Origin of the sequence: Prevotella pectinovora, from assembly GCF_000834015.1 — a bacterium.
GTDB classification, from domain to species: Bacteria; Bacteroidota; Bacteroidia; order Bacteroidales; family Bacteroidaceae; genus Prevotella; species Prevotella pectinovora.
The window spans coordinates 1-20438 of record NZ_JXQI01000063.1; the positions used below are offsets into that span (position 1 = coordinate 1).

The 20438-nt window shown below is 48.7% G+C and carries 15 protein-coding genes; 4 read left to right on the forward strand and 11 right to left on the reverse strand.

The window, feature by feature from the left end; all coding sequences use genetic code 11:
• Nucleotides 1-789 (forward strand): gliding motility protein GldB-related protein (locus ST42_RS14065; protein ID WP_394365286.1); only part of this gene is annotated, 789 nt, incomplete at its 5' end.
• A 51-nt stretch (nt 790-840) separates the two neighbouring features.
• Here the strand turns inward: ST42_RS14065 and ST42_RS08745 are convergent.
• Entirely contained in the window at nt 841-1746 is a 906-nt protein-coding gene (locus ST42_RS08745) for a TIGR01212 family radical SAM protein (protein WP_042517133.1), read from the reverse strand.
• 380 nt (nt 1747-2126) lie between these two features.
• On the opposite strand from ST42_RS08745, the gene ST42_RS08750 reads away from it, so the two are divergent.
• Entirely contained in the window at nt 2127-4331 is a 2205-nt protein-coding gene (locus ST42_RS08750) for a S9 family peptidase (protein ID WP_042517136.1), read from the forward strand.
• 303 nt (nt 4332-4634) lie between these two features.
• On the opposite strand, the gene ST42_RS08755 is transcribed toward ST42_RS08750, so the two are convergent.
• The 9 genes from ST42_RS08755 to ST42_RS08795 all read right to left on the reverse strand — a co-directional run bounded on the left by ST42_RS08755 (nt 4635) and on the right by ST42_RS08795 (nt 13687).
• Nucleotides 4635-4901, reverse strand: coding sequence for a PqqD family protein (locus ST42_RS08755; protein WP_042517138.1), 267 nt, complete (start codon nt 4899-4901; stop codon nt 4635-4637).
• Nucleotides 4902-4906: 5 nt separating this feature from the next.
• Entirely contained in the window at nt 4907-5383 is a 477-nt protein-coding gene (locus tag ST42_RS08760; protein WP_022315944.1) for a S24/S26 family peptidase, read from the reverse strand.
• Between the two features lie 31 nt (nt 5384-5414).
• Nucleotides 5415-6296: a hypothetical protein gene (locus ST42_RS08765; RefSeq protein ID WP_022315945.1), complete on the reverse strand. Its 882-nt coding sequence runs from the start codon at nt 6294-6296 to the stop codon at nt 5415-5417.
• Nucleotides 6297-6344: 48 nt separating this feature from the next.
• Nucleotides 6345-6758, reverse strand: a complete 414-nt coding sequence (locus ST42_RS08770) for a hypothetical protein (protein WP_022315946.1) — start codon at nt 6756-6758, stop codon at nt 6345-6347.
• Nucleotides 6759-6934: 176 nt separating this feature from the next.
• Nucleotides 6935-7798: a sigma-70 family RNA polymerase sigma factor gene (locus ST42_RS08775; protein WP_022315947.1), complete on the reverse strand. Its 864-nt coding sequence runs from the start codon at nt 7796-7798 to the stop codon at nt 6935-6937.
• Nucleotides 7799-8002: 204 nt separating this feature from the next.
• Nucleotides 8003-9451: a Do family serine endopeptidase gene (locus tag ST42_RS08780; RefSeq protein ID WP_042517143.1), complete on the reverse strand. Its 1449-nt coding sequence runs from the start codon at nt 9449-9451 to the stop codon at nt 8003-8005.
• A gap of 396 nt (nt 9452-9847) precedes the next feature.
• On the reverse strand, nt 9848-11377 hold the full coding sequence (locus tag ST42_RS08785) for a peptide MFS transporter (RefSeq protein WP_022315950.1): 1530 nt from the start codon (nt 11375-11377) through the stop codon (nt 9848-9850).
• Nucleotides 11378-11548: 171 nt separating this feature from the next.
• Nucleotides 11549-12295, reverse strand: a complete 747-nt coding sequence (locus ST42_RS08790) for a porin family protein (RefSeq protein ID WP_042517144.1) — start codon at nt 12293-12295, stop codon at nt 11549-11551.
• A 45-nt stretch (nt 12296-12340) separates the two neighbouring features.
• Entirely contained in the window at nt 12341-13687 is a 1347-nt protein-coding gene (locus tag ST42_RS08795; protein ID WP_022315952.1) for an ABC transporter substrate-binding protein, read from the reverse strand.
• A gap of 126 nt (nt 13688-13813) precedes the next feature.
• Here ST42_RS08795 and ST42_RS08800 point away from each other — a divergent pair, with 126 nt between their 5' ends.
• The gene (locus ST42_RS08800) at nt 13814-14545 is read left to right on the forward strand and encodes a gliding motility-associated C-terminal domain-containing protein (protein WP_052488294.1); all 732 of its coding nucleotides are present in this window, start codon (nt 13814-13816) and stop codon (nt 14543-14545) included.
• A complete protein-coding gene (uvrA, locus tag ST42_RS08805; RefSeq protein WP_044073222.1) occupies nt 14542-17382 on the forward strand; it encodes an excinuclease ABC subunit UvrA in 2841 nt (946 codons plus the stop codon). The genes ST42_RS08800 and uvrA overlap by 4 nt, the downstream gene beginning before the upstream one ends.
• Before the next feature lie 203 nt (nt 17383-17585).
• On the opposite strand, the gene ST42_RS08810 is transcribed toward uvrA, so the two are convergent.
• Nucleotides 17586-20315, reverse strand: coding sequence for a hypothetical protein (locus ST42_RS08810; protein ID WP_044073224.1), 2730 nt, complete (start codon nt 20313-20315; stop codon nt 17586-17588).
• Nucleotides 20316-20438: the final 123 nt, after the last annotated feature.

Consider the following 20438-nt stretch of genomic DNA (forward strand, 5'->3'; position numbering starts at 1 on the left):
ATTTGTATTCAGATAGCATTTTGCTCATGCGAATATAAGTTCAAGGCTTTCGACTTCTTGTATAGCGAACCGCAGAAAATTGAAATCTGCCGCTACGACAGGTTGGAAAGTCAATACCTCACCACGAGCGACTTTTCTGCCCTTCAGCAGATGAACACCGACTACCCGATGGAGACAAGAACACTCATTGAGGATATGCTCAAGCTGGGCGAAGTAAACGACCCCGAGATAAACAAGATATTCCTGACTTTTTATCAAGACTCTACACTACAGACACTTATAAGCGATGCAGAATCACAGTATGCTAACGTTGACGACTTGAACGACCAGTTCAATAAGGCATTCACGAACCTGCAGAAGATTTATCCTAAAATTGTGATTCCAAGGATATACATGCAAATTGGCGCCCTTGACCAAAGCATCATTATCGGCAACAGCACGATAGGAATCTCCATAGACAAATATCTCGGAGAAGATTATCCTCTTTACAGGAAATACTATCCGGAAACGCAGCGCAAAACTATGAACAGAAAGAACATTGTGCCTGATGCCATCTGCTTCTATCTGATGAGCATCCACCAGATGCCCAACTTCGACAAAAGACCTCAGATAGAGCGAGATATACATCTGGGAAAAATAATGTGGCTCTGCAATAAGGTCTTGGAAGAAAAGGCTTTCGACACTAAATTTGTCAAGGCTACCGAAAAGTATATGCGGTGCCATCCAAAGACAGACATTACCAAATTCATCCAAGACAACGATTTTTCCGTAATCATTAAACACATGTAGCAGAAGGTGGAAACAAGCCTTAACACAACAAGCCCAAATGGTTGATCCGGATTAAAGAGCGTCTCCCTGGCGAATGTCATTCTCTCGAAGATATTTATTCAATTTATCTGTAAACTCATAGTTCTTCAGCCCCCAGTCTGGAGCAAGAAGCATTCCCTTTGGCGATTGGGAAACGAAACGCTCAATGACAATCGAAGGACGTAGATTGCGGATATACTCTGAGATTGTGCGAATATATTCGTCAACCGAGAAGACATGAAAAGGTTTTCTCTCATAATCCTCAGCCAACCGTGTTCCTCTAACGACCTGTAGCTGATGGATTTTCAGAATGTCGAGAGATGTTGCAGATATTTTTTTAGCCTGAGCTATAATGTCGTCGGCAGACTCTCCAGGCAGCCCCACAATAACGTGCCCACCGGTGACAATTCCCCTTTTTGAAGTTTCTTCTATAGCATGGACAGAGCAACCGAAATCATGACCGCGGTTTATTCTCAACAATGTGGAATCCTCTGTGCTTTCTATCCCATACTCTACCGTGAGGAAAGTCTGACGATTCAATGACTCCAGATAATCCAGAATCTCGTCGTTGATACAGTCGGGACGGGTTCCTATAATAAGTCCCACAACATCATCACACGCCAAAGCCTCCTCGTATTTCCTACGCAAGATGTCAATATCAGCATATGTATTGCTGTAAGCCTGGAAATAAGCAAGATACTTCATGTCTGGATATTTGTGCGAAAAAAACTGTTTACCCTTCTCTATCTGGTCTGTAATACTCTGTTCCCTGTCACAATAGGCAGGATTGAATGAACGGTTGTCGCAGAAGCAACAACCTCCCCTACCAACCTTTCCATCTCTGTTAGGACAGGAAAAACCGGCATCCACGGAAATTTTCTGAACCCTGAACGGGAATTTCCCTCTTATCCACTCGCTATAAGAATTATAATTCGGCATATAATATTTTTATATAAGTTGGCATATTCTATTTTTACTGGTAAGTCGGGGAAATACCTGATGCCGGCAATACGTTTTATTCGTAGCCCCATCAAATATCACCAAGACAGAAGCCATCCAACTGTCGTCGGGATTAAACACATAGCATCAACAGTTTCTGATAAAATGTAAATGCAAAGATACAATTAAAAATTGATAATCTATGGACTAAAGAATGGTTAAAGCCCTACAAACCGTACTATTCACACAATATGCAAATCCTCAACACCGGGTAACAACCCATTTGGGTTAAATTGTGTTTAATCATGAGTACTAATTGCAATATAATTGCTAATTTTGCAATAGATATAGAAATACTATAAAAACAGATAAATTTAATTATGAGAAAATTGTTCCTAATGTGCGCAGCTTTATTGATTAGCGCTACAACTGCTTTGGCTGGCAACGACTTGTCACTCAAGGACATCACGTCCGGCAAGTTCGCCCCCAAAGGAATTGGAAGCATCACGGCTCTCGACGACGGAGAGACCTATGCCCAGGTTAGCAAAGACGGCAAGAAGGTGGTGAGATACTCCTTCCGCACCGGCAAACAAACCGACGTGCTGTTTGACGTGAACAACACCATCGGTCAGAAAATAGAGTCTTTCGAAGACTATATTATGAGTCCTGACGGTACAAAGATGCTTATCCAGACGAATTCACACAAGATTTACAGACGTTCTTTCACAGCCGACTTCTACATCTACACCATCGCAAGCCGCAAGCTTGAGAAGCTGTCTGACAACGGAGCACAGCAGACACCAGTCTGGTCACCAGACGGAAAGCAGATTGCTTTCGTGCGTGACAACAACATCTTCCTTGTAAAACTGCTCTACGACAACGCCGAGAGCCAGGTGACGAAAGACGGCAAGAAGAACGAACTCATCAACGGTATTCCAGATTGGGTGAACGAGGAGGAGTTCGGATTCAACACGGCCATGACTTTCAATGGCGACGGCAGCATGATATGCTGGATAAAGTATGACGAGAAGGACGTACGTGAATACTCTCTGCAGATGTTCAAGGGGGAATATCCTGAACACAAGGAATATGCCGCATACCCTGGTCTCTACTCATACAAATATCCTAAGGCTGGAGAGAAGAACTCTACGGTGGCAGTATACAGTTACGACATCAAGTCGCATCAGACAAGGAAATTGCAGGTACCACTCGACGCTGACGGATACATTCCACGCATCGTAGCTACTAAAGATGCCGAGAAAATCATCGTCTATACATTCAACCGCCATCAGAGCGACCTCCGCCTATATGCCGTAAATCCAAGAAGCACAGTAGCAAAGATGCTCATCCAGGAGAAGAACGCCAAATATGTTCAGGAGGAGGCCATGGCAAACATCAAGATTACCGACAGCCATATCTTGCTGCCAAGCGACCGCGACGGCTTCATGCAGCTGTATCTCTACAGCATCAACGGCAGTCTGGTGAAAAAAATCACTACTGGCAAACATGACGTGACCGATGTTTACGGCTACGACGAAAAGACCGGCAACACCTATTATCAGGCTGCAGGGAAGGATCCGATGAACCGCGAAGTATATGTAACGGCAAAGAACGGCAAGACCGAATGTCTGACAAAACGCGACGGATGGAGCTCTGCATCTTTCAGCAAGGGCTTCAAGTATTTCGTGAACATCTGGAGCGACAGAAACACTCCTTTCGAATACTCAATGTGTGACAAGAACGGAAAGCGCATCGCAATGGTGAATGACAACAGCGAGCTGAAAACCAAGCTCAAGGAATACAACCTTCCACAGAAGGAGTTCTTCACCTTCACGACATCCGAGGGAGTAAAGCTAAACGGCATAATGGTAAAGCCACACAATTTTGACGCATCAAAGAAATATCCTGTCATCATGTGGCAGTATAGTGGTCCTGGCAGTCAGCAGGTTACAAACTCATGGGCAGTAGGTTCAATGGGCAACGGATGTCTCTATGACGGATATCTCGCTGACAGAGGTTTCATCCTGGTTTGCGTTGACGGACGCGGCACTGGCGGAAGAGGAGAAGAATTCATGAAGTGCACATATCTCAAGCTTGGCGACCTTGAGTCGAAAGACCAGGTGGAAACAGCTCTCTATCTTGGCACTCTGCCATACGTAGACAAAAACAACATCGGCATCTGGGGATGGAGCTTCGGTGGCTTCAACACTCTCATGAGCATGAGCGAGGGAAGAAACGTATTCAAGGCAGGTGTTTCAGTAGCACCTCCAACAGACTGGCGTTTCTACGACACCGTATACACAGAGCGCTATATGCGTACTCCTCAGGAGAACCCTGCAGGTTACGACACCAACCCGATCAAGAGAGCGGCTGGTCTCAGCGGCAGCCTCCTTATCTGTCATGGCCTTGCAGACGACAACGTGCATCCACAGAACGCATATGAATACACGGAGGCTCTTATTCAGGCAGACAAGGATTTCCGCATGAACATCTACACCAACCGCAACCACAGCATCTATGGTGGCAACACTCGCAACCACCTGCTCAGACAGATTGCAGACTTTTTTGTTGAAAAGATGAAGTAAGCTTCTGACACACATGATTTGGAACAAAAGAACCAAACGAATATAAAAGGATAATGGCGGTTTCCCCAACAAGACATAAAGTCTAAAGGGAAACCGCCATTATTAATTTATCAAAAAGGACACTACAAAGAGCAATTTATAGCTACAAAATGCATTTTATACTACAATGAACAATTCTTATAGCTACAAAAAGCAAGACTTTTAGCTATAACAAAGAACAACGCCCATACCAACATGCACCAACTGGTTATCCTCAACCTACTGTCAGAACATATATTTGAGCATAAGATCATGTCGTTGTTATTATTCCACGATACCTATTTCACTCCACCCACGAAGCAAATTTTCACAGTCTGCCTTTGCCACTTCAGCATCAACATCATACTTTTCCAAAAGTAAAGAAGCCATCATATCGGCATCAAACTCCTTGTCTCCCAAAGCCTCCCAAATGAAGGCCGAAGTCTCGTTCATACTTATGATATTGCTGAAGTCTATGTTCTCTTTACCCTCAGCCACGACAATCTGCTCTCCACAGACGTCACGAAGATTAAATCCAGGTTTCTTACGCATATTTTTCAATTGATATTTTCGGTTTTAACAATCCTGCGATAAGCAGCAAGTATGTAGCGACGCACTATGAGAGGCGTCAGTCTTGTCCACAGAAACGAATATAGACACCATTTCAGGCCATTGGTCTTGTCGATATGTTCCCTGCCTTTGCGGTAGAATCCTATTGCCTCCGCCCTTACGTCAGAGAGCTTGCAGCGTTCGGTACCGATATTTCCGTCGCCACGAAGTACCACATTCTCTCCTTTTATGCTCACAATCCTATGCAATACGAAATAATTCTCGCCTATTTCTGCCAGCACGGGCATTCCCACTTTAGGGTCTCTCGCCCGAATGAGCAATGCCTTGTCACGGTTGTCTTCAAGAAAGGGCCGCATACTATATCCTCTCAGTGGCAAGGTCACGGTATGTCCTTCCTCCAGAAGACTTATAACCTCTGGAATAAGTTCTGAATTTGAAAACAATTTCTCTTCTCTCTTCTTCATAAGATTATGTATTATCTGAACAGGCTCAAGTTCATTCATGGTCAATCATCGAGTGACAGACCTCTGCCGACTCTCTGTCTGGCAGACAATGCAACGTATATAATTCGGAAAATCTTATCACGTCAGAAATACAGTTGCAGACATTGTCAAAAACCCTCTTGTCCCATCTCATAGTGGAACACGAAGGTAGGAATGAAGCAAAAGCCGCCACCGTAGGCAGTTTTTCCACCCAGTTTCTCTCGCAGCGCTCAATACGAGTTACTGCTGCCAGAGGCGCTTTCACATCACGATAGCATGGCGTCTTACCACTCCACGGAGTTCCATAAACAAACACTTCTTCGCCGATGACTCTCACCACAGGATTATCATCGTTCATAAGGTCACAGTCTGGTATATACCTCAGCCAGTTGCTCACCTGAGTGCTCTTTCCAGTTCCGCTTTGGGCTATGAAAGCATAGCCACGTCCGTTGTGTCTCACCAGCGAGGCATGAATCATCAAAGCCTTCTGAAAACTTGCAGCAAACGAGAAAGCCATCATCACGGCATTGTTGAGCGCATACTGCCTCATGAAGAAATCACCGTTCAGCGCACAGCGACAATCGTTGAAGTCTGCGTTTGTCTGTAGCAGGCAGCAAGCCCTGCCTTCAAGATCCTTTATTATATACTGATAACTGGAATCCGGGAAGCGGTCTACTATTACATTGCCATTCCCCGTATCGAAATCTCCAATACGTTCCCTGTTTTCTTTTTTAGGCTGCAGTTTATCGTCTACATAAAGACGCAGCAACAAAGACTCCTCCTTACACATCCTACCAATGACAAAGGGTGTGAAAGAAGGAATCAGACTTGTTCCATCGGTATAATCCTCCGAGAAACTTATTTCAATAGGGAATTCCGCTATTCGATAGAGCATTTCGAATTATTTCAATTATAAAATAAAGACAGGTCCCTGCATCCATTCTCAATGCGCCATCACCACACGCTGATAGGCGAACTCTTCAGCGGGTATCTGCTTTACGATGAGTTTGTTCTTACCAGCCAGCCGCTGCTTCATAGAGCTCAATGATTTCTCTGCCTCTTTGCGAGACTTGGCATTTACTGTTACACAAGTAGCATGCTGAATACCTTTGCCGCCCATGAATTCACGTAGCTGATAAGAATACTCCTGTTTGTTTGCCAGAATGCCTGTTTTTCCTACAGTCGTTACAGAGTCAAGCTGCTGAATGACAGTTACATAAGCCGTAGAATCGTTGAACGATGTTGCCACACCAAACACATAAGTAGTCTTGACTCCCTTTCCCTTGGCAGCATAAGCCAGTTGTACTGTCGTCAAAAGCAGTACAGCCATAAGTGCCACATATTTTAAAGATCTCATTATTCTGTTATTCGTATTGTTTCTATTTCGTTTTTTTTATATACTCATTTATCCATTTCAGAAATCACCCGGACCCTGGTCTCCATCATTCAGTAGCACCGGACTTTCATATCGTTTCCACCTATGGAATTTCGATACGCCAAGCCTACAGACGCCTTTCCCTTGTCTGTAGGCTATCAGCTACCGAGGAAGGATTTCAGCTGTTTGTTCTGAGTGGAATGGCGTAGTCGGCGTATTGCCTTTTCCTTAATCTGCCTTACGCGTTCTCTTGTCAGTCCATACAGCACTCCGATTTCCTCAAGCGTCTTTTCCGGTTGGTCTATTCCGAAGAAAGCCTCTATGACTTTGCGCTCTCTTTCGTTCAGGGCCTGCAACGCTCTTTTTATCTCCTCGCGCAGGGATTCCATCACGAGCTCATTGTCAGGATCCGGCGAGTCGGAGTTAGCCATTATGTCAATAAGGCTTCCTTCCTCACCTTCTTTTATTGGCGAGTCAACGGACACGTGTCTTCCGTTAATTTTCATAGCTTCGCGTATCTTGTCCTCCGGCAGGTCAGTCTGCTCTGCGAGTTCGTCAACGCTAGCCCTTCTTTCGTATTGCTGTTCAAATTTGTTCTGCGCCTTGTTAGCCTTGTTCACGGTTCCCACCACATTCAGTGGCAGTCTCACTATCCTGCTCTGCTCTGCAATAGCCTGCAGAATGCTTTGCCTTATCCACCACACGGCGTATGATATGAACTTGAAGCCTCTTGTCTCATCAAATTTCTCAGCAGCCTTTATGAGTCCGAGATTCCCTTCATTGATAAGGTCAGGAAGACTGAGACCCTGGTTCTGATACTGTTTAGCGACTGAGACAACGAATCTGAGGTTTGCCTTTGTGAGGCGTTCAAGTGCCTTCCGGTCACCTTTTTTTATCCGCTGCGCCAATTCCACCTCTTCGTCTACGGTCAGCAGTTCTTCGTGTCCGATTTCCTGCAGGTACTTGTCAAGCGAAAGGTCCTCGCGGTTTGTAATGGATGATGTGATTTTCAGTTGTCTCATAGAAAAAAGTTTTAACTAATTTACCAAATGCAAATATAATATTATTTATTCTAACGACAAAAGATTATATTCTTTTTTTTCAAATACCTATGAATATGAAGTCAAAACAGCCTGTTTTGAATAAAAAAAGCACAAACAAACTGCCTTTATGTAGGTAGTTTGCCTGTGCCATTGATATTTTTATCGTTATTCAGTCGAAAGATTTTACTGTTTGTCAAGCATCACAGCGAAGTAAGCCTTCTTTCCTGTTGGCGAAAATCCCTTGAGGATAAGCACAGGATCTTTGCTTGTAGAAGCGTCCTTGACTGCCTTCTGCAGGTCGTTGAGAGTCTTCATCGGTGTGTCGTTAGCCTGCTGGATTACGAAGCCTTTATAAACTGCCGCATCCTTGAGCGCTCCGCCGGTAACCTTTGTCACTACCAATCCGTAGCTGATGTTCAGATCTTTCTTCTCCTGTTCTGTCACAGGACGGAATGTTCCACCGAGAACATCCAGATCAGCGTCTTTCACAATGTTCGTGTTGCCCTGCTCGTTCTTGAGAGTGATGGTAGCGGTCTTTTTCTGCTTCTTGCGCAGATATGTCACGGTCACCTTATCGCCAGGGCGCTTGTTTGTGATATATTCCTGGAATTCGCTCATCTTGACCACCTTCTTGCCATCTACGGCTATGATCACGTCGCCTTCCTTGATTCCGGCCTCGGCTGCAGAGCCGTCCTCATCCACCTTGGCTACATATACTCCCTCCATGGTTCCGAGGTCTACCTCCTTGCCCTGTTCTTTCTGCGAGTCGAAATACTTGTTCACGTCGATAGCTGAAACTCCGAGCACACCACGCTGCACAACTCCGTATTTCTTCAGGTCAGCCACTACTTTGTTCATGATAGTGGTAGGGATGGCAAATCCATAGCCGCTATAGCTTCCGGTCTGTGAGTAAAGCATGGCATTGATACCCACGAGCTCCCCACGTGTGTTTACCAATGCTCCGCCGGAGTTTCCAGAGTTGATGGCAGCGTCGGTCTGAATGAACGACTCTATGCCGTTGGCTCCGAGCGACCGCGCCTTGGCGCTTACGATTCCTGCTGTAACTGTGGAGTTAAGGTTGAAAGGATTTCCCACTGCAAGCACCCACTCTCCCACTTTCAGCTTGTCGCTGTCGCCTATAGGCATGGCTGGGAGGTTTGTGGCACTGATTTTTATAAGTGCGAGGTCTGTAGTCTTGTCCGTACCGATGATGCGGGCAGAATATTCTTTGTTGTCGTTGAGCGTCACGGTTAGTTCGTCAGCTCCATCCACCACGTGGTTGTTGGTCACGATATATCCGTCGGTAGATATGATGACTCCTGAACCGGAACCTTCTCTCTTTGGAGTCTGCACTTTTCTCTTCTGCGTGCCACCATTCCCAGGGTTTCCAAAGAAGCCGAATGGGTCGAAGAAGTCTCCGAAGGGATCAGACTGCACGTCAACGGTCTGCACTTTGCTATTCTGCAAGAAACGGATATGCACCACAGATGGCAGAGCCTTCTCTGCTGCGTAAGTCAGGTCAACTGGTTGACTTGGAACTGCATTGACGCCCGCAAAAGCTGCTGTTGGCGTCGCAATGGTCAATGTAAGTGACATTGCAACCATCGCAATTCGATTAGATAGTTTTTTCATTTCAAAATATCTTTATTGTTACACATTTCAGTTTGGTTTTCGGAGTGCAAATATAGACGCAACAAATGTAAAACTGCCATAATGTCTCATACTTTTCTTCTCTTTTAACAATCAATCTGTAAGCGTTAACGGCTCTTAGCGTGACATGTTCGTTTTTTTACTTTTGTTTAACCCATACGTTATAATGGCATATTGAGGTAAGCGTGAATCTCTCATCAGGCTCAACGGAAGAACGTCTAAAGCTAAATGACAGGAATGAGGTTACGGAATAAAAGAAATCCATCCGCCCGATGCAGCCTACGGATACATAGCCTACATGAGCGGATGGACCGGAATGTTATTTGTTTATATTGTGCTTTTATTCCAATAAATTTCTGTGAGGAATTTTATTCTTGCTTATGAAACTTTGTTGAGTTTCTTGATGATAGAGAAGATGAAGAGTGCCGAAACGAGACAGATGCCTGCAAGAACTCCCCAGATAGTCACGAGGTTGAAGTTCATGCCCCACATGATGCCAGGCACCATAACGAGCTGGTTTCCGATAGCAGTAGCACCGAACCAGAGACCCATCATCAAACCTGCATATTTTGGAGGAGCAACCTTCGACACGAACGAGATACCGATTGGCGAAAGAAGGAGCTCTGCAAATGTCAGAATGAGATAAGTAGAGATGAGCACGTTTGCGCTTACTCGTGCGCCTTCCGTAGCTGCGTTGCCCTGTGTGAGCGGAAGTTCAAGACCCATTGAGCATACTGCCATCCACACGAATCCGAGAGCTGCAACGAGCATACCGAGACCGATTTTCTCTGGTGATGTTGGTTCTTTGCCCTTCTTGTTGAGCCATGAGAAGAGAGCCACGCTTACTGGTGTAAGAGCCACCACATAGCAAGGGTTGAACTGCTGGAAGATAGGAGCCTCAATGTCTACGTGGCTGTCGAGTGTGGTATACTTGTAGAAGAGGAAAGCTATGGCAGCGAGGATAACTCCGAATGCGATGCCCTTGCCCTTGCCGGTCTTGCTCTGTGCAAGAGCGAAGCTTCCGTAAACCACAAAGATACAAGCCACGAGGTTTGTCACGTCGAACGCCATAGACTGCAGACCTTCAGAAGTCTTCTGTGTGAAGTCACGTGCGAAGAGTGTCAGCGTGTTTCCGTTCTGATGGAACGCCATCCAGAAGAAGATAACGACTGCGAAGACGAGACACAGACAAACGATGCGCTCCTTTGTCTCAGCCTGAGAGAGTTCCTTGACTTCTGCCTTTGCTGCCGGATCATCCGACTTGGCCTTTGTCTCGTTTGCAAGAACGTGCTTGTATGTAGAGCTGAAAGCATAATAGATTGCTATACTGAGGATGAGCGAAGCACAAGCCACGGCGAAAGCGAAGTGGTAAGAATCAGCCTCAGAAACGCCCAGACTCATCTGCGCCCACTTCATGATCTTGATGGCAGCAGTAGGTGCAAACATAGCGCCGATGTTGATTGCCATATAGAAAAGTGAGAAACCGGAGTCGCGGTTGCTGGCAAACTGTGGCTCGTCGTAAAGACGACCTACCATTACCTGTAGGTTTCCTTTGAACAGACCTGTTCCCAATGCGATGAGGATGAGGGAGATTCCCATGGCAGCAATTGCCACGCTGTCTTTGCCGAGAGGTAGTGAGAGCACGAGATATCCGATGAACATGATGAAGATACCTGTGGTTACCATTTTTCCGAATCCGAACTTGTCGGCAGCTATACCTCCGATAATCGGGAGGAAGTAGACCATCATCAGGAATGTTGAGTAGATGGTACTTGCCACTCCGGTCTGGAATCCGAAGTTGGCCTGCAAATAGAGTAAGAACACGGCGAGCATAGTGTAGTATCCGAAACGCTCACCTGTGTTTGCCAAGGCTAATGCCCACAAACCTTTTGGTTGATTTTCAAACATAATTGTGTTTTTTTTATAGTTAATAGTTAATAATGTTTCTTGGTTAACCTTTCCGCCCGGCTGCTTCCCGTCGTCTGAGCTGTTTTACCGTTGTTTAGGCAGCCTTACCGCCACCTCGACAGCATTCTGCCGCTTCTGCAGTCTTGCGTCGCGACCGAACGGCTATCTGCTTCACTTCGTGAGGTCGAAGAGGTAAGTGAGCTTCACTACGATGTTTCCGAAGTTCGACTTTCCGAAGTAGTCTTTTTTCGAGTCTCCGTAGATGTTGCCGAGTCCGTAATAGTATCTTCCTTCCAGCTGAAGGTGTCCCGCCTTGGGGTGCGAGTATTCCATTCCGAGTCCGGCAGCTATTCCATAGTCGAATTTATTTTCCACGGGCATGGTCTCCTGCGCCACCGTCCTGTTTGCACGGTCTTGCAGATTAGGTGCCGAGAGGTCGTAGCTTGCTTCTGTAGACTCGCTGAGCCAGATCCCCACCTGTGGTCCTGCCTGGAAGAAGAACTGCATTCCTTTCTTTTCCTTTCCCCATGCCAGATGTGCGAACACGGGAATTTGTATATAGTTTATGGTGCGCGAGTATTCCTCTGCCGCTCCTGTCTGCGGGTTTATCACGGGAGCATCGTTGAGATCGAGTATGTCTTCCTTCCACCCTATCTTGGCGTAGTTTACTTCTGCCTGCACCGAGCAGATGGTGTTGAAATATTTCTCACACACATAGCGGAATGCTAATCCTCCCATCATTCCGCCATACATTTTCTGGTTTACCTTTGGCGTGAATCCAACGTTGCTCATCACGTATCCTCCTCCGGCTCCTATGCTGAACACGCTTCGATGCTCTCCCACCTGTGCCATTGTGCCTACGGGGATCAGCAGCGTCATAAAAAGTGCCACGGCGAGAATTCTTGTCATTCTGTTCATCTGTCTTTTTGTCCTTTTGCCGTCGCCACGGCTTGTGGCGGCGTGTCAATAATTGATTATGGATATTGAGTGGTTCGTGTTGTAGTGAACGAAGCTCAGCGCCACGTTCTGCATTCCTGCTGCCTGGCTTCCCGCCTTCTTGAAATGCAGCTGAGTCTGCAGCACATTGCTGTCGGCCTCTGTCCCGAGGAACTGTCTGCCCTTCTTGCTTATTCCTCTGATGAAGAAGAGAGCGTGGTCGTGTCCTGTTATAGCGAACCGTGGCTGGTAATCCATCAGGCTCTGGTCGAATTTCAGTCTGTATTCCCTCTCGAATGCCTGTGTGGATGATGAGAGTGGGTTATAATAGAAATGTGTGGGTATGTATGTGTCATACTTGCAGAACTTGTCGAGATTGTATTTTGCATACATAAGCCAGTCTGTATATCCGAAGAGTGAGATTTTCACTCCAGGCTGGTCCATCTTCAGCTGGTCGAGCTTTGCTATCACTGTGTTCAGCTCGGGCGAGCGTCCTGTGTTGAGCACAACCACGTTTGGTTTCTGCCTGCTGAATGCCTTGCTGAAATATTCCCCGCTGTTTGAGAGGTTTGTGATGCTGCATGTCATTCCCTTTTCTGCGAGCGCCATTCTGAGCGCCATGGTGAATACTCCCTTGTCGCTCTTGGCGTCGTTGCAGTCCACCACCACCACGTGTGACCCTTGGAAGCGCTCGATGAAATACTTCACCGTCTGCTGTGCGAAGAACTGCGGCGACTGGTATACCTGGAACACGTTCGGGTTTTTCTCCACCTCGTTTCCTGTTATGGAGAATGGTATCACCATCTTTATGCCGTGCTGCTTGGCGAAAGCCGCCAGCGGCGCAACCTGTGCGGAGTATAGCGGACCGAAAATCACGTCACACCTGTCGGCACCCTCCTTGGCGAGTGTCTGGCTGATGTTGGCGTCGATGGGCACGTTCCATGCCATGACTTCCACGTTCTGCCCGGCCTTCTTCAGCTCGTCGCATCCCATGAGGAATCCTCTGTAGTATTCTATCATGCGCCTTCCATCGCCGTCCACGTTGTGAAGCGGCAGCATAATGCCCACCCTCACTGTCTTGTCGTCCTTTGCCTTCTGCGAAGCGGCAGGTTTCTGCGTGGCTTCAGGCTTCTGCCCGTCGGGATATGGTATGAAGATATAGTCGCCTTTCTTCAGTTCGTAGCCCACCGCATTCATGTCGGGGTTGGCTTTTATGAGCTGGTCCACGGTGATTTCATACCTACGCGCGATCCCGAAGAGGGTTTCCCCTTTCTTCACTTTATGCATCTCGCGGTAGTTCTGCTGCTGCGCCTCTGCCACGACGGCAAAGAGCAACATAACCAGCAACATGGAAAATCTGAACAAACTTTTCATTTTATTTTCAAATCATTTATTTGGGCACAAAGATAAGTTGAAAAATCCAAACTCACAAATAATATCTTTTCTATTATTTTGCAGGACAAAGAAAAAAGCCGTATTTTTGCAAAAATAGTTATTAGCATGACAACGACAAGACAAATATTAGCATTCTTATCACTGTTCCTGTTCGCCGGCAACGCCTTCGCCGACGACGAGACCCCGGTCATCAACCCCACAGCCACCTACACGAGCGTGGACGGCGAAGTGACCGAAAGCGCCGAGATGTCAGGCCAGGCCCCGCTCAAGGGCTATTTCCAAGCCAACGCCAGCAACGTGGGCGACTACACCGCCACCTACGAGTGGCGCTTCACCCGCGAGGGCTCTGCAGAACCTTATCTCACAAGGTATGAGGAGAACACGGAATACACTTTCACCAAGGCTGGCAGCCACAGCATAGTGCTCTACGCCACCTTCACCAAGGGCAACGACGTGATACAATACGGACAAGAATACTGGAGCGAGCAGCAGCCGCTGCGCGTCACCATCAGCGAAAGCAAGCTGGAAATGCCCAACGCCTTCTCACCCAACGGCGACGGCATAAACGACATCTACAAGGCGAAAGACGGCTACCAGTCGCTCACCGAATTCCACGCCTACATCTTCAACCGCTGGGGGCAGAAGCTCTATGAATGGACCAACCCCGCCGACGGATGGGACGGCAAATACAAAGGCAAGGACGTGGCACAGGGCGTGTACTATGTGCTCGTGAAAGCTAAGGGCGCCGACGGCAAGACCTATAATATAAAGAGAGACGTGAACCTGCTCAGAGGCTACACCGAAGGCACCAACACGGGAGGAGGAACCGCCAGATGAAAAGAGAAGACGACAAGATATGCGTCTGGGGAGCCAGGGTGCACAATCTGAAAAACATCGACGTGGAAATCCCAAGCCATAGCCTCACCGTGATAACAGGAATGAGCGGCTCAGGAAAATCATCACTCGCCTTCGACACAATCTTCGCCGAAGGGCAGAGGCGCTACGTGGAAACATTCTCTGCCTATGCCCGTAACTTTCTGGGCGGACTGGAGCGCCCAGACGTGGACAAGATAACGGGTCTGAGCCCCGTAATAAGCATAGAGCAGAAGACCACCAACAAGAACCCACGGTCAACTGTGGGCACCACCACCGAAATCTATGATTTTCTGCGACTGCTCTACGCCCGAGCCGGCACAGCCTACAGCTACGTGACAGGCGAAAAAATGGTCAGATACACAGAGGAAGAGGTTATCAGAATGATACTCACCGCCTATGAGGGCAAGCGAATCTTTATCCTCGCCCCGCTGGTGAGAAACAGGAAGGGACACTACCGCGAACTCTTCGAGAGTATGCTCAAGAAGGGGTACCTCTACGTGCACGTGGACGGACAGGTCATGGAGATAAAGAGCGGAATGAAGCTCGACAGATACAAAAACCACAACATTGAAGTGGTTGTGGACAAGCTACAGGCAAGGGAAAAAGACCAGGAACGGCTGCGCAAGAGCGTACAGACAGCAATGAGGCAGGGCGACGGACTGCTCATGATAATGGACAAGGACACGGGCGAGGCGAAATACTACAGCAAGAGGCTCATGTGCCCCACATCAGGAATAGCCTACAACGACCCGGCACCTAACAAATTCTCGTTCAACTCCCCCGAAGGAGCATGCCCCCGATGCAAGGGACTGGGCACGGTGAACGAGATTGACCTCGCGAAGATAATCCCAGACACCTCGCTCTCGATACACGAGGGAGCCATACTACCACTCGGAAAATACAAGAACCAGATGATATTCTGGCAGATAGACGCCATACTCGACGACTACGGGTTCTCGCTCAAGACACCAGTGGCGGAACTGCCCGACGACGCTCTCAACGACATACTCTACGGCAAGCTCGAGAAGATAAGGATAAAGAAAGAGGTGGTACACACAACGAGCGACTATTTTGTCAGCTTCGACGGAGTGGTGAAATACCTTCAGGCAGCCATCCAGGGCGACGACAGCAAGGAAGCGCAGAAATGGGCAGAACAGTTCATGAGCGTAAAGACCTGTCCCGAATGCCACGGCGGACGGCTCAATAAGGAATCGCTCTCCTACCGTATTTACGACAAGAACATCTCGCAGGTGGCAGAACTCGACATCAGGCAGCTCTACCAGTGGCTCGATGAAGCCGAAGCCCACCTCGACCACAAAAACAGGCAGATAGCTGCAGAAATACTAAAGGAGATAAGGACCAGAATACGATTCATACTCGATGTGGGACTGGAATACCTCGCCCTCAACCGCCAGTCGATGTCGCTCTCCGGAGGCGAAAGCCAACGCATAAGGCTAGCCACACAGATTGGCTCACAGCTCGTCAACGTGCTCTACATCCTCGACGAGCCGAGCATCGGACTCCATCAGCGCGACAACGAAAAGCTCATCACCTCGCTGAAAAACTTGCGAGACATCGGCAACACGGTGATAGTGGTAGAACACGACAAGGACATGATGCTCAACGCCGACTATATCGTGGACATTGGACCGGGAGCCGGACGCAAGGGTGGCAAGCTCGTATTCCAAGGCACACCACAGGAGATGCTCCGCCAGCACACCGTGACGAGCGACTACCTCAACGGCACCAAGAGCATCCCCGTGCCCCAAGAGTGCCGACCGGGCAACGGATCCCATATCATCATACACGGCGCCAAGGGCAACAACCTGAAGAACGTGGACGTTGACTTCCCCTTGGGCAAACTGATCGTAGTAACGGGAGTGAGCGGCAGCGGAAAATCCACACTCATAAACGAGACTCTCCAGCCCATTCTCAGCCAACACTTCTACCGCTCGCTCAAAGAACCTATGCCCTACGACAGCATAGAGGGAATGGAACACCTCGACAAAGTGGTCAACGTGGACCAGTCGCCTATAGGACGCACGCCACGCTCAAACCCCGCCACATACACGGGAGTGTTCAGCGACATCAGGGCGATGTTCGTAAACCTACCCGAAGCCAAAATCAGAGGCTACAAGCCCGGACGCTTCTCCTTCAACGTAAAGGGCGGACGCTGCGAAGCCTGCGGTGGCAACGGATACAAGACAATAGAGATGAATTTCCTGCCCGATGTGATGGTGCCCTGTGAGGTGTGCCATGGCAAACGCTACAACCGCGAGACGCTCGAAGTGAGATACAAGGGGAAGAGCATCGCCGACGTGCTCGACATGACCGTAAACCAGGCAGTGGAATTCTTCGAAAACGTGCCCGACATACTGCGCAAGATAAAGACCATACAAGACGTGGGACTAGGATACATCAAGCTCGGACAGCCCTCCACCACACTCAGCGGCGGAGAATGCCAGCGCATGAAGCTCGCCACCGAACTGAGCAAACGCGACACGGGCAAAACGATGTATATCCTCGACGAGCCCACCACGGGACTCCACTTCGAAGACATCCGCATACTGATGAACGTGCTGGAGCGGCTCGTAGACAAAGGTAACACCGTGATTATCATAGAGCACAACCTCGACGTTATAAAGCTCGCCGACCACATCATAGACATGGGACCCGAGGGCGGCAGCGGCGGCGGCAACGTGATGACGACCGGCACTCCCGAAGAGGTGGCTCGCTCAGGCAAGGGCTACACATGGCGATTTATAAAGCAGGAGCTTGAAGCAAGCCACAATCCATAATCTCGGTTGGGTTCTTTCCGTTTATTAGACACTACAGGAAATGCATCCTCGCGAAAAGATATTATCATAATTACCAACAAAGAAACTCCCCCGAATGGAAGAGAGAAAGGCCGAATCAAAAAGTTTTGAATTGCCAATCACTCGCCATTCGGGGGAGTTGTCGTTTCCTTCCTTTCCGGAAGGAATGCATGTTTTTTGAGTTTTTATTTCATCACGAACTTCTTTCCTCCAGACACATACACTTGTCCCGGCAGCATCCTCAGGACACGCTGGCCGGCAAGGTTGTATATTGCAGAAGCGACGGCAGAAGAGTTGGAGGCCACCTCGCTGATGCCGTCAGCAGCGCCCTTGTCGATGACAAGAGAGAATGGCTTCACGCCACCGTCGGTGATACTACCGTGAAGCAGTATACAGTTTCTGAAAGCCTCAACGCTGGCATCTGATGCAGCGCTGAACAGGAGCTGCGCCTTATCGGCGTCGGTCAGCTGAGAGAGCATATAGGCATAGAACTCCTCACCAGCCATAGAAGAGGCACTGGTGCTGCTGAATGTACCTTTCAAGGGCAGATAGTCGACAGGAGTGGCAGAGAGGTCTGTCAGAACCACGTTCTCGCCAACGAACGAGATGACGGTCTGAACTGCAGCATCGCCATCGACGCCTGACAACGAAACGAAGAACGGCATTCCAGCAGGGATTGTCTTCGCTACGGAGCCTTTGTATTTTTCGTTTGAAGCAGACTGTAGGATAATCTGCGAACGCGCCTCATCGATTACGTTCTTCGACGGGTCTAAGAAAGCAATGTCAAACTGGTCACCCTCAAACTGGTCTTGCAGCGAACTGGCAGTAATATCGAATGGCAGTGCGTATGGCTCATAGAGACCATTGCGCGACTGCTGGCGCTCATATTCCACTCGGGCAGCCGCAATTTGCTGAAGTCCCGATACTGAAGGGAAGAAATAATCCTCTCCATCGGTAAGACGCACTAGGTTTGCCTTTCCGTCGGCAGTAATCACATTGGCAGACAGCGAGGCAACGGAGTCGCTGCCGAGAGTTTCGCTGTCAGCATCGAGCACGATGAAATCGTTGGCGTCGGCTTCGAAATCAAACTCAGAGAGATTGTCGGCATAGTATCTGCCATCCTGAGCATAAAGGACACCACCCTGGGCATCGGCCACATTGGCGAAATATCTAGCCGTTGAAATGGCGTTGTCTGCCGTGAGGAACGAAGGCATCTCGTCGGCACCTATCTTCATTCCGAACACAGACGGAGCTCCGTCTTCGCTATCGAGGAGTTTCCACAGAGCAAAGCAGGCTGACTTGCCCTCGATGGTTCTGGAGTCGGCCTCGAGCATACCGAGAGTACCGCCAGAGAGTTTGTATAGATACATGGTGGCTCTTTCGCCTGTGGTGGGGTCTATCTCCTCGCCACGCACACGGGTGAAACAGTTTATCACCTTCTCGGTTTTCATGTATGCATAGTTCATGAGCTGTGAGGCAGGGGTGTCAGATGGTGTGCCGTAGCAGCACTCCACGGAGAGTCCGTTGCCATCCTCGTCAGTCGACTGCACATCAGCGTCGAGCAGACTCACGTTGTCGAGGGCGAGGTTTCTGACGGAGCCCGTGAGCGAGCTACCAGCGAAAAGAGCCGGCTCCTCAGCTGCGCCGTAACCCTTGATGGTGTGGCGCTTGCCGTCGAAAGAGCCCGAGAAGTTCGTTATCTGCACGTTTGGATTCTCAGCGCTGAACTCAAGGTCAGCGGCAAGTTCAGCATCCACCTTGAAGCCCTGATTTGCAATCGAGGCAAAGTCGTTATACTCGTCAACGGTGGTGATGACGCTGTTTGCCTGATATGCGTTGAGAGTGAGCACATAGGTAAGGCTCATTCCCGATGTGGCTTCCGCAACGCTCACGGTAGCCTGTGCGTCTTTTGCTGCTGCCTGTGGAGCATAGGTGAGCGTTACCACGAGCGTGTTTTCGGCGTCGGCATCGGGAGCCACACTGGCAGCCACGTCATCGGCAGAGGAAGTCACTGTGATGTCGTCGGCAGAGAGAGTAGGCAGATAGGTAACATTGAACGTGTCTGTGGTCTGCTGACCCACAACGGTGGTCATGCTGCCCTCTCGTCTGGAGATCATGATCGGAGCGTCAATGTTTGCCACAAGCTTGTATTCTTTAGTGTAACCCTCATTGCCGGAGTCGGCAACGGTAAAGAGCGAAGTAAGCTCACCCACCTGCATCGGCTCCAGCGCCGAGTCATAACAGAAGTCCACTATGGCAGAGCCTTCCTTGCCGGCAACGCCGGATATGGTGAACGATGTGGAACCCTCAGGACCGAAGGTGATGTGGTGGTCGGCGGTGGTGACCACGATATCGCCTGCGGGGTTTGAATAAGCCACGCTGAACGTTCCTTTTGCCTTTGAGCCATACTCCATGGAGAGCACGGCTGCATCTGTCTGCGAGGCTATAGGCTCCGTGACGTTGATATTTCGCCAATATCCCATGCGTGAGCCAACGTCGCCGAAGGTATATTTGGCGTCGTAATAGAGCTTGATGTAGCGGGTGTCTTTGCTAAGGTTTGCCGATAGGTTGGTCCACGAAGTGGAGGCGGCACCATTATAGATGTCGGTGAACTCCTTGCCGTCCGTGCTTTCCTGGATGAGCATCACGTTACTCTTGCCGTATCTCGTTCTGGAATAGTCGAGATGGAGCATTCCCGGAGTGTCCTTGAAGGTGAACACGGCAACACCTCCGTCCTGAAAGTTATCGGTCTTCACGGCGCTTTCCGTGTCATCCCATCCCACGCGTGTCTTCTCCACGAAAATAGAGTCAGCGTTGAAGACGTCCTTGTCCACGCTGAGCGGCAACGCCACCTGTGCCGTAGCTCCCAAACTGAAGATCGAGAGCGTTGCACACAAAAAATACAGTCTTTTCATCTTTTATAGCTAAAACTTAAATATTAAAAATCACCAGTCTGATCTCTTATGTCGTTATGGAAATAAATATCTCTTTCTGGCGAAAATGCCATGAAATAAAAAAAGACTGCCATATAGCAGTCT

What these genes read in the sequence shown, in the direction of transcription:
- ST42_RS08745 (WP_042517133.1), bottom strand. Translation starts at nt 1,746, where the DNA reads ATGCCGAATTATAATTCTTATAGCGAGTGGATAAGAGGGAAATTCCCG.
- ST42_RS08750 (WP_042517136.1), top strand. Translation starts at nt 2,127, where the DNA reads ATGAGAAAATTGTTCCTAATGTGCGCAGCTTTATTGATTAGCGCTACA.
- ST42_RS08755 (WP_042517138.1), bottom strand. Translation starts at nt 4,901, where the DNA reads ATGCGTAAGAAACCTGGATTTAATCTTCGTGACGTCTGTGGAGAGCAG.
- ST42_RS08760 (WP_022315944.1), bottom strand. Translation starts at nt 5,383, where the DNA reads ATGAAGAAGAGAGAAGAGAAATTGTTTTCAAATTCAGAACTTATTCCA.
- ST42_RS08765 (WP_022315945.1), bottom strand. Translation starts at nt 6,296, where the DNA reads ATGCTCTATCGAATAGCGGAATTCCCTATTGAAATAAGTTTCTCGGAG.
- ST42_RS08770 (WP_022315946.1), bottom strand. Translation starts at nt 6,758, where the DNA reads ATGAGATCTTTAAAATATGTGGCACTTATGGCTGTACTGCTTTTGACG.
- ST42_RS08775 (WP_022315947.1), bottom strand. Translation starts at nt 7,798, where the DNA reads ATGAGACAACTGAAAATCACATCATCCATTACAAACCGCGAGGACCTT.
- ST42_RS08780 (WP_042517143.1), bottom strand. Translation starts at nt 9,451, where the DNA reads ATGAAAAAACTATCTAATCGAATTGCGATGGTTGCAATGTCACTTACA.
- ST42_RS08785 (WP_022315950.1), bottom strand. Translation starts at nt 11,377, where the DNA reads ATGTTTGAAAATCAACCAAAAGGTTTGTGGGCATTAGCCTTGGCAAAC.
- ST42_RS08790 (WP_042517144.1), bottom strand. Translation starts at nt 12,295, where the DNA reads ATGAACAGAATGACAAGAATTCTCGCCGTGGCACTTTTTATGACGCTG.
- ST42_RS08795 (WP_022315952.1), bottom strand. Translation starts at nt 13,687, where the DNA reads ATGAAAAGTTTGTTCAGATTTTCCATGTTGCTGGTTATGTTGCTCTTT.
- ST42_RS08800 (WP_052488294.1), top strand. Translation starts at nt 13,814, where the DNA reads ATGACAACGACAAGACAAATATTAGCATTCTTATCACTGTTCCTGTTC.
- uvrA (WP_044073222.1), top strand. Translation starts at nt 14,542, where the DNA reads ATGAAAAGAGAAGACGACAAGATATGCGTCTGGGGAGCCAGGGTGCAC.
- ST42_RS08810 (WP_044073224.1), bottom strand. Translation starts at nt 20,315, where the DNA reads ATGAAAAGACTGTATTTTTTGTGTGCAACGCTCTCGATCTTCAGTTTG.